This window comes from Saccharospirillum mangrovi (assembly GCF_003367315.1).
GTDB lineage: Bacteria > Pseudomonadota > Gammaproteobacteria > Pseudomonadales > Natronospirillaceae > Saccharospirillum > Saccharospirillum mangrovi.
This window is the reverse complement of sequence record NZ_CP031415.1, coordinates 1,155,172-1,169,240: the sequence shown is the minus strand read 5'-3', so window position 1 is coordinate 1,169,240 and position 14,069 is coordinate 1,155,172. Positions and strand designations below refer to the sequence as shown.

At 60.8% G+C, this 14,069-nt stretch carries 13 protein-coding genes; 8 read left to right on the top strand and 5 right to left on the bottom strand.

The genetic code is table 11. From position 1 onward, the window contains the following. Positions 1–110 precede the first annotated feature (110 nt). Positions 111–491: a glycine cleavage system protein GcvH gene (gene gcvH / locus DW349_RS05570; RefSeq protein ID WP_108126895.1), complete on the top strand. Its 381-nt coding sequence runs from the start codon at positions 111–113 to the stop codon at positions 489–491. Positions 492–507: 16 nt separating this feature from the next. After that, positions 508–3,372 carry an aminomethyl-transferring glycine dehydrogenase gene (gcvP, locus tag DW349_RS05565; RefSeq protein ID WP_108126897.1) on the top strand — a complete coding sequence of 955 codons (2,865 nt, stop codon included), beginning with the start codon at positions 508–510 and terminating at the stop codon, positions 3,370–3,372. Positions 3,373–3,426: 54 nt separating this feature from the next. Here the strand turns inward: gcvP and DW349_RS05560 are convergent, their stop codons facing one another. The 3 genes from DW349_RS05560 to DW349_RS05550 are packed head-to-tail and all read right to left on the bottom strand — an operon-like array spanning position 3,427 to position 5,316. Next, positions 3,427–3,993: a biotin transporter BioY gene (locus tag DW349_RS05560; protein WP_108126899.1), complete on the bottom strand. Its 567-nt coding sequence runs from the start codon at positions 3,991–3,993 to the stop codon at positions 3,427–3,429. Between the two features lie 13 nt (positions 3,994–4,006). Then, positions 4,007–4,618, bottom strand: a complete 612-nt coding sequence (locus tag DW349_RS05555) for an energy-coupling factor transporter transmembrane component T family protein (RefSeq protein WP_108126901.1) — start codon at positions 4,616–4,618, stop codon at positions 4,007–4,009. Then, positions 4,615–5,316, bottom strand: coding sequence for an energy-coupling factor ABC transporter ATP-binding protein (locus tag DW349_RS05550; protein WP_108126903.1), 702 nt, complete (start codon positions 5,314–5,316; stop codon positions 4,615–4,617). Before DW349_RS05550 ends, DW349_RS05555 begins: the two co-directional genes overlap by 4 nt. Before the next feature lie 171 nt (positions 5,317–5,487). Between DW349_RS05550 and DW349_RS05545 the strand changes: the two genes are divergently transcribed. Genes DW349_RS05545 through DW349_RS05520 form a run of 6 tightly spaced genes read left to right on the top strand, consistent with a single transcriptional unit; the run spans position 5,488 to position 11,202 of the window. Then, a complete protein-coding gene (locus DW349_RS05545) occupies positions 5,488–6,249 on the top strand; it encodes a sulfite exporter TauE/SafE family protein (protein ID WP_108126905.1) in 762 nt (253 codons plus the stop codon). Positions 6,250–6,262: 13 nt separating this feature from the next. Continuing rightward, a complete protein-coding gene (locus tag DW349_RS05540) occupies positions 6,263–6,925 on the top strand; it encodes an ABC transporter ATP-binding protein (protein WP_108126907.1) in 663 nt (220 codons plus the stop codon). After that, complete coding sequence (locus tag DW349_RS05535; protein WP_108126909.1) at positions 6,922–9,387, top strand: ABC transporter permease; 2,466 nt, start codon at positions 6,922–6,924, stop codon at positions 9,385–9,387. Before DW349_RS05540 ends, DW349_RS05535 begins: the two co-directional genes overlap by 4 nt. Continuing rightward, positions 9,384–10,460 carry a lipocalin-like domain-containing protein gene (locus DW349_RS05530; protein WP_108126911.1) on the top strand — a complete coding sequence of 359 codons (1,077 nt, stop codon included), beginning with the start codon at positions 9,384–9,386 and terminating at the stop codon, positions 10,458–10,460. Before DW349_RS05535 ends, DW349_RS05530 begins: the two co-directional genes overlap by 4 nt. A 52-nt stretch (positions 10,461–10,512) precedes the next feature. Continuing rightward, the gene (locus tag DW349_RS05525) at positions 10,513–10,860 is read left to right on the top strand and encodes a type II toxin-antitoxin system RelE/ParE family toxin (protein ID WP_108126913.1); all 348 of its coding nucleotides are present in this window, start codon (positions 10,513–10,515) and stop codon (positions 10,858–10,860) included. Between the two features lie 18 nt (positions 10,861–10,878). Further along, entirely contained in the window at positions 10,879–11,202 is a 324-nt protein-coding gene (locus DW349_RS05520; protein ID WP_108126915.1) for a hypothetical protein, read from the top strand. A gap of 44 nt (positions 11,203–11,246) precedes the next feature. Here DW349_RS05520 and prpD read toward each other — a convergent pair whose 3' ends face one another. Both prpD and prpC read right to left on the bottom strand, forming a co-directional pair. Next, positions 11,247–12,731, bottom strand: a complete 1,485-nt coding sequence (gene prpD, locus DW349_RS05515) for a 2-methylcitrate dehydratase (RefSeq protein ID WP_108126917.1) — start codon at positions 12,729–12,731, stop codon at positions 11,247–11,249. 169 nt (positions 12,732–12,900) lie between these two features. Beyond that, positions 12,901–14,025, bottom strand: a complete 1,125-nt coding sequence (gene prpC, locus DW349_RS05510) for a bifunctional 2-methylcitrate synthase/citrate synthase (protein ID WP_108126919.1) — start codon at positions 14,023–14,025, stop codon at positions 12,901–12,903. Positions 14,026–14,069: the final 44 nt, after the last annotated feature.

The window sequence follows — 14,069 nt, the reverse complement described above, 5'->3', positions numbered from 1 at the left end:
AGTTGACCATAAGGTCCGCTTGTTTCCTATAGGAAATTTTTGTTGTTTTAGTAAACCAGCGTTGCTAGGCTCCGCGCCATTCCTGCCTTCCCCTTCTTGTGGAGATTTCCATGTCTGCAATTCCCGAATCTTTGCGTTACAGCGCCAGTCACGAATGGGTCCGCGATCTCGGCAACGGTGTCGTTGCTGTCGGCATCAGCGACCATGCCCAGGCTCAATTGGGCGACATCGTCTTTGTTGAACTGCCGGAACTGGGCAGCAAGGTTAAAGCTGGCGACGCCATCGCCGTGGTCGAATCGGTCAAGGCCGCGTCCGACATTTACAGCCCGCTCAGCGGCACCATTCTGGCGTGCAACGAAGCGCTGACCGATAAGCCCGAGCGGCTCAACGAAGACGCCTACGACGCCGGCTGGCTGTTCCAGTTGCAACTGGAAGATGCGAGCGCCCTGAACGACCTGCTCACCGCCGACCAATACGCCGCCCAGATCTGATCCGCCGGAGATATTCATGACCGCCTCTTCGCTGCACCAGCAACCGCTCACTGCCCTCGCCGACGCCGGTTTCGCGCCGCGCCATCTGGGCCCGAATACCGACGACCAAACCGCCATGCTGGCAACGCTGGGCCTGAACAGCCTGGCCGACCTGATCGGCCAGACCGTACCGGCCAGCCTGCGCATGGACGGCCCGTTGGCGCTGGACGCCGGTCGCAGCGAAACCGAGGCTCTGGCCGAACTGGCGCAAATTGCCAGCCAGAATACCGTTCTGACCAGCCACATCGGCCAGGGTTATTACGGCACTCATATTCCCGCGGCGATTGCCCGCAACGTGCTGGAAAACCCGGCCTGGTACACCGCTTACACACCGTACCAGCCGGAAATCAGCCAGGGCCGTCTGGAAGCCTTGTTGAACTTCCAACAAGTGGTGATGGACCTGACCGGACTGGATCTGGCCAATGCTTCGCTGCTCGACGAAGCCACGGCCGCTGCCGAAGCTTTAACGCTGTGCCAGCGCGTTAATCGCAAAAGCAAAAGCACGCAATTCTTTGTCGACGCCGACACCCACCCGCAAACGCTAGCGGTGTTGCGCACTCGCGCCAAATATCTGGGCATCGAGTTGATCGTCGCACCGGCGGCAAGCGTCGGCGAACACGACGTCTTCGGCGCGCTGTTCAGCTACCCCGGTTCCAGCGGTGCCATTGGCGATATCCAGGCCCACATCGAAGCGGCCAAAACCGCCGGCGCGGTAACCGCTGTTGCCACCGACTTACTGGCACTGATGCTGCTTCGTTCGCCCGGCGAACTGGGCGCCGACATCGCTTTTGGCAGCGCTCAGCGCTTCGGTGTACCGCTCGGTTATGGCGGCCCGCACGCGGCCTTTTTTGCCGTGCGCGACGAACACAAACGCCAAGTGCCCGGCCGCATCATCGGCGTCTCGGTTGATGCCAAAGGCGGCCCGGCGCTGCGCATGGCGATGCAGACCCGCGAGCAACACATCCGCCGCGAAAAAGCGACGTCGAACATCTGTACCGCCCAGGCGCTGTTGGCGAATTTGGCCTCGTTCTACGCCGTCTATCACGGCCCGAACGGCCTGCGCACCATTGCCGAACGCACCCATCGTTTAACCGCCATTCTGGCCGAAGGTTTGCGTCGTAACGGTGTTGAACTGGCCGACCACTGCTTCGATACGCTGACGTTTAATTTCGACGCCAGCGTGCACGACCGCGCCGTCGCCGCCGGCTGCAACCTGCGCCGTTTCAGCGACGGCCGCGTCGGTATCAGCCTGGACGAAACCACCACCGTGGCCGATGTTGAACGGCTGTTCACGGTGTTGCTGGGCGACAATCACGGCCTGGATATCACCGAACTCGACGCCGCTGTCGTTGCCAGCCCGAAACCGGCCCTGCCCGCCAGTCTGCGCCGCAGCGACGCCGTACTGACGCACCCAGTATTCAACCGCTACCACAGCGAAACCGAGTTGTTGCGCTACATCAAACGTCTGGAAAGCCGCGACTATTCATTGGTGCACGGTATGATTCCGCTCGGCTCCTGCACCATGAAACTGAACGCCGCCGCCGAAATGCAGCCGGTCAGCTGGCCGCAATTCGCCAATCTGCACCCATTTGCGCCGGCCGATCAGGCGGCGGGTTACCGCCAACTGGTCAACGATCTGGAAACGCAATTGTTGGCCGTCACCGGCTACGACGCCCTGTCGATGCAACCGAACTCCGGCGCGCAAGGCGAGTACGCCGGCCTGCTGGCGATTCGCCGTTACCACGAAGCCAACGGCGATGCACAGCGCACTTTGTGCTTGATTCCGGCCTCGGCCCACGGCACCAACCCGGCTTCAGCGGCCCTGATGGGCCTGGATGTCGTCATCGTCAAATGCGACGACAACGGCAACGTCGATCTGGACGATCTGGCCGCCAAAGCCGAGCAAGCCGGCGACAAACTCGCCGCCTGCATGATCACCTACCCGTCCACCCACGGCGTGTTCGAAGAAGGTTTGAAACAACTGTGCGACACCATTCACCGCCACGGCGGCCAGGTGTATCTGGACGGCGCCAACCTGAACGCTCAGGTTGGTTTGATGCAGCCGGGTAAAGTCGGCGCCGATGTGTCGCACCTGAACCTGCACAAAACCTTCGCCATTCCGCACGGCGGTGGCGGCCCCGGCATGGGTCCGATCGGTGTGAAAGCGCATCTGGCGCCGTACCTGCCGGGCCATGGAGAAGAGTCTGAAGGCGCGGTCTCAGCGGCGGCTTTTGGTTCTGCCGGCATTCTGCCGATCACCTGGATGTACAACCGCATGCTCGGCCGCGACGGCCTGAAAGCCAGCACCGAAGTCGCCATTCTCGGTGCCAACTATCTGGCCGAAGCGCTGAAAGACGATTTCCCGGTGCTGTATCGCGGCACCGAGGGCCGTGTCGCGCACGAATGCATTCTTGATTTGCGACCGCTGAAAGCCGACACCGGCATCAGCGAAGAAGACGTCGCCAAGCGACTGATGGACTACGGTTTCCACGCGCCGACCATGTCGTTCCCGGTACCGGGCACGCTGATGATCGAGCCGACCGAATCGGAATCGAAAGCTGAGCTGGACCGCTTCATCGACGCCATGCGTGGCATCCGCGCCGAAATCGCCCGCGTTGCCAGCGGCGAATGGGCGGCCGATGAAAGCCCGCTGCGCCATGCGCCCCATTCACAGGCCGATCTGGTCGGCGAATGGACGCGGCCTTACCCGCGTGAGCTGGGTGTGTTCCCGAACGCAGCAGTCAAAGCCGCCAAGTTCTGGCCGGCGGTCAACCGCGTCGATAACGTCCACGGTGACCGCAATCTGATGTGTTCCTGCCCGCCGATTGAGGCGTATCAGTAACATCTCCAGGCGCGTCGGGTGATCGTGAATCGCCATCGCCCGACGCAAATGCCTTCAAGCAGTCCGAGTCGCCACCGCACCCGGCAAGCCTTTATACACCGCCTGCGCCACCAAACCCGTGATCACCACCTTGACCAGATCGCCGGGAATGTAGACCGCCATTATCTGCGTCGAACGCACCAAGCCGTTACCGGTCACCAACATAAAGCCGGCAATACCGAAGACGTACAACACGACGATGCCGCCCACAAAAGCGCCGATGCCGGCCGCTAGCGCCAGGTTCAGGCGTTGCAATTGTTGCGTCACCCAGCCCGTCGCCAGGGCCGCGAACGCCCAGCCGATGGCAAAACCGGCTGTCGGGCCGACAAAGACTGCCAACCCACCCCGGCCACCGGCCAGCAAGGGCGCGCCCATAGCGACAACAAACAACAGCAACACTACCGCCAGAAAACCGCGCACCGGGCCAAGCATCACACCGGCGAGCATCACGCCGAGCGATTGAGCGGTGATCGGAATGCCAGATAAAAACGGCACCGGCGGGATCAATCCCAGGGCGGCAATCAGGGCGGCGTAGAGTGCGATTTGCACCAGACGTTGATCGTTTAAAGCGTGCTCTTTCATCGTTGTTCTCCGTTTATCGTTTTGAATCGTTCGGAATGCCGCCGCGCGCAGCGAGCGCTTCGGCGATGTGATCGGACATGCGGATGGCGTTGATCAACAACGGCACCGCCAGACGCCATTGCTGACGGCCGCCGCCCCGGGTGCGCCAGGCGTCGAGCAAACTGGCGGTCAGCGCCATCAACACCGGCACAAAGCGCACCAGCAGCGCCACGGCAAAGGCAATACGATGCGGCGCGATGCCAACCCAGCGCAGTGGACGCAACAGCGGCATCACCGCCGCCATCATGGCGTCCATCGAAGTGGTCAGCGTCACCAGATTCGCGAGCAACACCAGAATCAGCAGGCGTTGCAGCAACACCAGGCCGGCGGCCCAGCCTTGGGTCCAGGTCTGGAAAATCAGGATCAGCGCCAGAATCGGCAGGATGGGTTTCACCAGCGTTAAGCGCTGCAAACCGCCGGCCCCGAGGCTGGCGTAACCGACGACGGTCAACAGCAACACCGGCAACAGCCACAGCGGTTGATCAATCGGATAGAGCGCAATGCTGATTGCCATCAAAGCCGTCAGCTTGATGCCCGCCGGCAGCCGATGCAGCGGGCTGCGCCCGGCTATGTACAGGCTGATCACAGCGACACCCCGGCCAGACTGGCGCGCTTGTAGGCATCGAGAATCCGTGCCGGTTCGCCGTCGTCGCGTACCCGGCCGTCTTCAAGCCAGATCAAGCGATCGAAACGCTCCAGGCTGTCGAGTTCGTGGCTGATCATCAGCAGTTGCTGCGGCAGGCTGTGCAGCCAGTCGAGCAGGTGCAGCCGGGTTGGGTAATCGAGTGCGGAAAAGGGTTCGTCGAGCACAATCAGCGCCGGTTCCATCACCAACACCGACAAAATACACACCAGCTGTTTTTGCCCTTCCGACAGTGAATGCACCGGGCGTTCGGCCCAATCGGCGCGGCCGTGTTGATCGAGAAACGCCTGTGCTTCAATCTGCGCCTGCTTGCGGCTGCGACCGAGATTGCGCAGACCAAAGGCGACTTCTTCGAGCACCGTCGGGAAGATGATCTGGTGGTCCGGGTTCTGGAAAATAAAACCGACCTGAGCGGCCATCGCTTCCGGGCCGTCGGCTGGGTTGTAGCCGTGCACGCGCACCTCGCCCGCGCTCGGTCTGAGCAGACCGTTGAGCAGCCGCACCAACGACGATTTGCCAGAGCCATTGTTACCAATCAGGCCGATGCGCGGCTCGTTCAAGCTCAGGCTGACATCGGTCAGCACCGGGCGGCCGTCGCGCTCCAGGCGAACGCGATCCAAATAAATGCCGTCTTCTGCCATGGTCCACAGGGTGGTTAGCGTGAGGCCGCGAGCTTAATCCAAAGCAAAGAACCGATCTTTTTAAACTTAACTGATGTCTGTTTTTTGACCTAAAAAACAGAACGCTGTTCTCGGCCCCGGTTTCCGCTAGGCTAGCGCGCTGATCCGATTCACTCGTACGGAACTCATCGCATGTTCGAATTGACGCCGTTTTTCATCGCTTTATTGCTCGTCACCGGCTTTGCCGCCGGCATCATCAACGTTCTCGCCGGTGGCGGTTCCAATTTAACGCTGCCTGCGTTGATGGTTATGGGCTTGCCGGCCGACATGGCCAACGCCACCAATCGCGTCGGCGTCATGCTGCAAAGCCTGGTCGGTTTGCGTGGTTTCAACAAAAGCGGCCGACTGGAACGCACCGACATGCTGCCGATTCTGCTGCCCACCCTGCTTGGCGGTGCCGTCGGCGCCGGCATTGCCTCCTTCTTGCCCAACAGCCTGCTGAAACCGCTGTTGCTGGGCATGATGATCAGCCTGTCGGTGTTGATGATCGTCAAACCCAAAACCGTGTTCCCCGGCCCGGACGAACAACCGCAGCGTATTCGCGACCGTCCCTGGGCCGCCTTTGGCCTGTTTCTGACCGGCATTTACGGCGGCTTCGTGCAGGCTGGCGTCGGCTTTCTGCTGCTCGCCGCCCTGGCCGGCGGCCTGCGTTACGATCTGGTGCGCGCCAACGCGCTGAAACTGTTGTGTGCCGGCAGCTTTACCGCCGTGGCGCTGGTGGTGTTTATCATCGACGGCCTGGTCGCCTGGGTGCCGGGTTTGATATTGGGCGTCGGCACCATGGTGGGCGCGCAAATCGGCGTGCGGCTGGCGTTGAACATCAGCCAGACGGCGCTGAAATGGTTTTTGCTGTGCATGACGCTGGCCGCCAGCGCGGCCGCCATCTGGCTATAAAGGTGGTTTCGCGATGCTGCAACTGACCGATCTGCACAAACATTTCCGCCAGGCCGACGGCGACGTCCGCGTACTGAACGGCTTGAATGCCCGGCTCGAACGCGGCCGTTCGGCGGCACTGCTGGGCGAAAGTGGCAGCGGCAAAAGCACGCTGCTGCATCTGATCGCCGGCCTCGACCGCGCCGACAGCGGCCACATCGAACTCGACGGCACCGATACCCGCGCTTTCAAAGACGCCGACTGGGCCGCCTGGCGACGCAACACACTCAGCCTCATCTTCCAGAACTACCATCTGGTACCGACCTTGACCGTAGCCGACAACCTGGCCCTGCAAGCCCGGCTCGCCGGTCGATACGACTCGAAACAACGCGATGAACTGGTCGAGCGTCTGGGCCTGGGCGGCCTGTTGCAACGTCTGCCGCATCAACTCTCCGGCGGCCAGCAACAACGTGTGGCCATCGGCCGCGCCCTGCTGCACAAGCCGGCGCTGGTGTTGGCCGACGAACCGACCGGCAACCTCGACGAAGCCAGCAGCGCGGCGGTGATGAACTTGCTGACTGAACTGGTGCGCGACGCCGGTGCCAGCCTGTTAATGGTCACTCACAGCCCGGCCATGGCCGGCTATCTGGACGAACGCTGGCACCTGCGCAGCGGCCAGCTTGAGACTGGCGCATGAGACAGCTGGTTCGCGTGTTGCTGACGCTGCTCAGCCACTATCGCCGTCATCTCGGGCAGACACTGTTTCTGACCGTCGGCCTGGTGACCGGCGTCGGCCTCTGGTCAGCGGTACAAATCATCAACGACCACGCCCGCGCCAGCTACGCCGAGGCCGACCATCTGCTCGGCGCCCAGGCCAGCCATTGGATTCGCGCCCGCGATGGCAGCGGCATTGCCCCGGCCGACTACATCGCACTGCGCCGCGCCGGTTTCACCCAAATCTACCCGGTGCTGGAAACCCGGCTTACGGCGAACGACGAACCGCTGTGGCTGATCGCCACGGATTTACTGGCGCTGCCGCGTGCCGAATCGCCCTTGGGCTCGGGTAACGGCGACTGGACCACGCTGATTCAGCCTCCATTTCAGGCTTGGTACCCACCCGATCTGGCGGCTGATTTTGGCCTGGCCGCAGGCGACTCTTTAGCGCTGGACGACGGCCGCACGCTGCCACCGGCGGCGATTCAACAACAACCGCAACAGGGCCGGCGCGTTTTTATGGACATCGGCGCCGCGCTCACCGTCTTGCAACGCGACCACTTCAGTTACCTCGGCGTCGCCAAAATACCCGACGCCAACGCCTTGCGCCAAGCCCTGCCGGATAACCTGCAACTGGTCGATAACCGCCAGCGCCTCGACCTCACTCAACTCACCGCCAGCCTTCATTCGCACCTGACCGCCATGAGCCTGCTCGCCTTCGCAGTCGGGCTGTTTATCGTCTTCAACGCCGTGCGCTTTGCGCTGCATCTGCGCCGACCGACGCTGCATACCTTGCGCGAACTGGGCGCTTCGAACCGAACACTGACGCTGGCTGTGGCCTTGGAAGCGGTGCTGTGGAGCCTGGTCGGTACCCTCGGCGGGCTGGTCGCTGGCCGCGCTCTGGCAACTCTGTTGCTGCCGCCGGTCGCCGCCAGCCTGCAAAGCCTGTACGGCGCGGTGGTTGGTGCCGACATTCAACTTGGCTGGCAACGCCTGCTGTTTGCCTGGGGCATTACACTGGTGGGTTTATTGCTGGCACTGGCCTGGCCGCTGTGGCGCGAAAGCCGCCAGACACTGCGCCAATCGCGTTCCACCAGCGACGACTGGGCCGCCGATGGCAAAGCGCGCTGGTGGCTCGCCGGCGGCGGACTGATATTGGCGCTCGCGGCGTTAATCCTGCACAGCCAGTTGACCAGCGTGACGCAAGGCTTCGTCGTACTTGGCCTGGCCGTTTTCGCCGCCGCCTGGGTATTGCCGCTGTGGCTCGCCCTGGCTTTGCAAGGGGCGCAGCGATGTTTGCCCGAGCGCGCCTGGAAACTGCGCTGGGCATTGCGCGACGCCTGGGCGCAACTGCCGCAAGTGCGTGTCGCCATGATGGCGCTGCTATTGGCACTGACCGCCAACCTGGGCGTCGAAACGTTAGTCGGTTCGTTTCGTTCAGCGCTGACCGCCTGGCTCGACCAACGCCTGGCGGCCGATCTCTACATCCAGGACGACAGCCTGCGGCTGGCGCAATTCACCGACAACGGCACCGCGCCCTGGCTCGTCGCCAGCCATCAACGCAATGGCGTAGCAATTCGCTGGAGTGGCCGGCCGACGCTGATTCGTGGCTTGAACACCGACGCGCCCGACAGCCGCGCACTGCCACTGGCCGATCAAAACGCCCACCTTAACGACTGGCTGGCCGGCCACGACGGCTGGCTGCTGGCGAACGAACAGGCGCACCATCTGACCGGCCTGCAACTGGGCGATGCGGTTGAACTTGACACCGCCACCGGCCCCGCCGAATTCCGCGTTGCCGGTTTTTTCCACGACTACGGCAGCCCCTATTTCCAGTTTTATCTGCCTTACAACGTCGTCGCCCAGCACTGGCCGAACGCCGCACCACAAGGCCTGGCGTTATGGCTGGCCGACATGCCCGCCGCCGAACAACAGGCCGAATCCGCCTTGCTTGCCGCCGGTGCGCAACCGGGCGACTGGCTGAACCAGAACACCATCAAAACCGTCTCGCTGCGTATTTTTGAGCGCACCTTCGCCATCACCACGGCAATGAACGGCCTGACGTTGAGCGTCGCCGGCATCGCGCTATTGGCCGCCTTGCTGGCGCTGCACCAACAGCGGTTAGCGCAATACGCGCATTGGCGGGCGCTGGGTCTAAAACATCGCGAATGGCTGTTGATCGTTGCCCTGCCGTTAGCGTTGTTGGTCGCACTGACCGGCCTGGCAGCGCTGCCGCTGGGCGCTTTGTTGTCGGCCCTGCTGGTGCACGATCTGAACGTGCTCGCCTTCGGCTGGACCATGCCGCTGCGCTGGCAATGGGCACCGGCCGCACGGCTGGCGTTGCTGACCTTCGCCGTGCTGGGAATCACGCTATTGATCAGCCTGTGGCAAGTGCGCCGCCGTTTGCCCCAAGCGCTGAAACAACTGGGGGAGGACGACGCATGAGATGGTTTTGGCTACTCGCCTTATTGTGCACATCTGCGTTTGCTGACGATTACCAACTGCTGCGCGCCGACCCCAGCGGCTACCAAAGTGCCGAGCCGGATTATGAAATGAATTTCCCGGCCGACCATTTGCCGCACTCGGATTTCCGCATCGAATGGTGGTACCTCACCGCCAACCTGACCGACACAAACGGCCAACACTGGGGCGTGCAATGGACCTTGTTTCGGCAATCGCTGACGCCGCAAACCGACCCCGGCGGCTGGGCCAGCAACCAAGTCTGGATGGCACACGCGGCCCTCTCAACGCCCAACGGCCACCGCCACGCCGAACGGTTTGCGCGCGGCGGCATCGGCCAGGCCGGCGTCGCCTTAAACGACGATAGCGACTTCAACGCCTGGCTCGACGACTGGCAATGGACTGGCAGCGGCGCTGAATTATTTCCCGGCACGCTGCAACTGAACTTCGACAACATCGAACTGACGTTGCAGCTGAACGCCAACACACCCTGGGTGCTACAAGGCGACAACGGCTATCACCAAAAATCCAACCTCGGCCAGGCCAGTTACTACTACAGCCAACCGCACATTCAGGTTGCCGGCACGCTCAACATTGATGGCGCAACGCACTCATTAAGCGGCCCCGCCTGGCTCGACCGCGAATGGAGTTCGCAACCACTGGCCCCCAACCAACCCGGCTGGGACTGGTTCGCGCTGCACCTGAACGACGGCTCGGCGCTGATGGTCTACCAACTGCGCCAAAGCGACGGCCCAGCCAGCGTCAGCGGCACCTGGATTGACGCGGACGGTCGCACCGCCCCCCTGCCCGCCCAAGCCATCGAACTGAGCGTCAACCAACGCCAACGCATCGTCTTAAAAGACGGCAGCGAGAAAACACTGCCACTGGACTGGACGCTGACATTGCCCGACCGCAACCAGCGCTGGCGCATTCAGGCTGATCGTGCCAACAGCTGGCTTGACGGGTTGTTTCCGTACTGGGAAGGGCCGGTCCGGGCGGAGGCATTGAACGACAAAACGCCGGCTGGCGTTGGTTATTTGGAGTTAACCGGTTACTGAGCGCTTGCTTAATAACATATACGTTACTATCATTCAAAAAGGAGTTTGACTGATGGCGTCACCCGCTATTAAGCGAATCGCCCTGGAATATCAGAGTCCGGACGGAAAGAGCCCTTTCGGGCGCTGGTTGTCCCAGCTAAAAGATGCCCGGGCACAGGCCAAGATCACCAAAGCCATTAAGCAGATGGAAGCAGGCAACTTTGGTGATCACAAAGCCATCACGGATGGCAAAGGTTTGCAGGAGCGACGCATCCATTACGGCCCTGGCTATCGGCTTTATTACTTTATCGACGGCGACCAACTGATTGTTTTATTCGCAGGCAGTACCAAAGCCGACCAAAACGCCATCATCAAAAACGCCCAACAGTACCTGACCGACTATTTAGTCAGAAAAGCGTAACCACATAGGACATCGACCATGGCCCTCACCCGAGAATTCAAAGACACCGTCATGGAACTGTGCAAAAACGCAGACTACCGCAAGGAACTCCTGCTGGAAGCGCTGGAGTCTTATCTGGAAGGCGACATCGTTGTTGGTAATTCATTGCTGCGTGACTATCTGAACGGCACTCAGGCGTTCGCTGAGGTTGCCAACAATTTGAACATGCAGGAAGCCAGTTTGCGTCGGATGGTCGGCCCCAAGGGCAATGCCACGGCCAAAAATTTATTCAGCCTGTTTAAAGTGTGTTTGCGTCGGGAAGGCATCCGTTCGGCTGACGAATTTCTGCACCAAGCCGCTTGAGCTAACGAAAAAAATGGCGGCTTTTAAGCCGCCATTTTTTATCTTCAAATCACCCACTGATCCATAAACCGATGCACCGGCGTTTGTTTCAGCCGGTCGGCGTCGGTGCACAACTCGAATATCTGCTGCGCGCGCGCCGCTGGGAAACGCGTCGCCAGATTGGCGCGGAATTTCTGCTCCAGCAACGGAATGCCTTGCTCGCGCCGGCGGCGATGGCCGATTGGGTATTCCACCGCCACTTGCTGCGTGGAACTGCCATCGCTGAAAAATACCTGGATGGCGTTGGCGATGGAGCGCTTGTCAGCCTCGTGATATTCAGCGCTGTAGCGTTTGTCTTCAACGATCTCCATCTTGTCGCGCAGTCGGTCAATTTCCGGGTGGGCGGCGTGGAAATCGTCTTCGTAATGTTCAGCGACTAAGTTGCCGAACAACAGCGGCACGGCGGTCATGTATTGCAAACAATGGTCGCGGTCGGCAGCGTTTGCCAGCGGACCGACTTTGGAAATAATGCGGATCGCCGATTCGTGTGTGGTGATAACAATGCGCTCAATGTCATCAAGGCGATCGACCACTTGCGGATGCAAGGTCACCGCCGCTTCGGCTGCCGTTTGCGCATGGAATTCAGCCGGAAAACTGATTTTGAACAGCACGTTTTCCATCACATAACTGCCGTAATCGCGCTGGAATTTAAACCGGCGATCTTGCTCAGGTTTTACTTGTTGGTCTTTATTGGTCTTGCTGAACAGCACGTCGTAAAAACCCCACTGCGGCGCGGTCAGCGCGCCAGGAATGCCCATCTCGCCACGCAAGGCGATATCGACCAGGCGCACCGCTCGGCTGGTGGCGTCACCGGCCGCCCAGCTTTTGCGTGAACCGGCGTTGGGCGCATGGCGATAAGTGCGCAGCGATTGACCATCAACCCAGGCGTGCGACAAGGCGCTCAATAATTGTTCACGCGTCGCGCCCATCAATTTGCCGACCACGGCCGTTGATGCGACTTTCACCAGAACAACGTGATCCAGACCCACCCGGTTGAACGAATTTTCTAGCGCCAACACGCCCTGAATTTCGTGCGCTTTGATCATGGCTTCGAGCACGGCGTCCATCGTCAACGGCGCTTCGCCACGCGCCACCTTTTGCTGCGACAAATAATCGGCCACGGCTAGAATGCCACCCAGATTATCGGACGGGTGACCCCACTCGGCGGCAAGCCAGGTGTCGTTGTAATCGAGCCAACGCACGATGGCGCCGATGTCCCAGGCGGCTTTTACTGGGTCGAGCCGCAACTGAGTGCCTGGCACACGCGCGCCATTGGGCACGATGGTGCCTTCGACAATCGGGCCCAGATGTTTGGTGCATTCGGGAAAGCGCAACGCCAACAGACCGCAGCCGAGCGTGTCCATCAAACAATTGCGGGCGGTGTCCCAGGCTTCTGCACTGGTGATGTCGTAGTCGAGCACGTAATCGGCAATGGCCTGCAAAACGTCGTCGTAGTCGGGTCTGTTGTTTGTATCAACGTTTGAACTCATGCGCTGTTTGTTCCTTTGGTTTTTGTTGATGGGAGACGCTTGGGTGCTGCGCACCCGGGAGACGGGAGACGCCAGTTAGCGAAGAGCAAAACCGTCGCCGCTATTCAGCGTCTCCCGTCCGGGCGGCGAACCGCTCCCGGGTGCGTAGCACCCAAGCGTCTCCCGAAAATCACCGTCGCTCCAGCGGCGTAAATTCCCTCGGTTCCGGCCCGATGTAATTGGCACTCGGTCGAATAATTCGGTTGTTGGCACGTTGCTCTTTGATGTGCGCGGTCCAGCCGGCGGCGCGTGCCATAACAAAAATGGGCGTGAACAGCGGCGTCGGAATGCCCAGAGCGTGATAAGCCGGAGCGTGGAAAAAATCGGCGTTGGGGAAGAGTTCTTTTTCGCGCCACATCACTGCTTCGCAGCGTTCGGCGATGTCGTACAGGCGATGGTCGCCATCGGCGTCGGCGAGTTTTTTTGCCCAGGCTTTGATGATGGCGTTGCGCGGATCGCTGGTGCGATAGATGGCGTGGCCGAAACCCATGATTTTGTCTTTGCGCGCCAGCATGGCGAGCAATTGCTGTTCGGCGTCGTTTGGGTCTTTGAAGCTTTCGATCATCGCCATTGCCGCTTCGTTGGCACCGCCGTGCAACGGGCCGCGCAAAGTGCCGATGGCGCCGGTGACCGCGCTGTGAATATCGGTCAGCGTGCTGGCGGCAACGCGGGCGGTGAAGGTCGAGGCGTTGAATTCGTGTTCGGCATACAGAATCAGGGACGCGTGCATCACCTTGATGTGATTCAGCGGCGGCGCTTTTTGATGCAGCAAGGTTAAAAAATGTTCGGCAATGCTTTCAGCGCCGCTGTCGGTGTCGATGCGTTTGCCGCTGCGGCTGAAATGAAACCAGTAGCAGATGATGCCGGGAAAGGCAGCGAGCAAACGTTCAATGGCTGCATCCTGATCGGTAAAACTCAGCTCCGGTTCCAGCACGCCGAGCATCGAACAGCCGGTGCGCATCACATCCATCGGATGCGCCGAGGCGGGAATGCGTTCGAGCGTTTCCAGCAGCGGTTGCGGTAATTTGCGCAGCGGTGCCAGGCGGTCGAGGTAGTCGTCCAATTCGCTGCGGCTGGGCAGTTCGCCGTATTGCAATAAGTAGGTAACTTCTTCGAAATCGGCCTGGTCGGCCAGGGCCTGAATGTCGTAACCCAGATAGGTCAAACCACTGCCGGATTTGCCGACGGTGCAGAGTTTGGTTTCGCCCGCGACCTGGCCTCGTAAGCCAGCGCCGCCGAGTTGTTTATCAACCATCTTGGCCTCCTGTTTTGATTGTTATTGTTGTTAAACCCAACGCC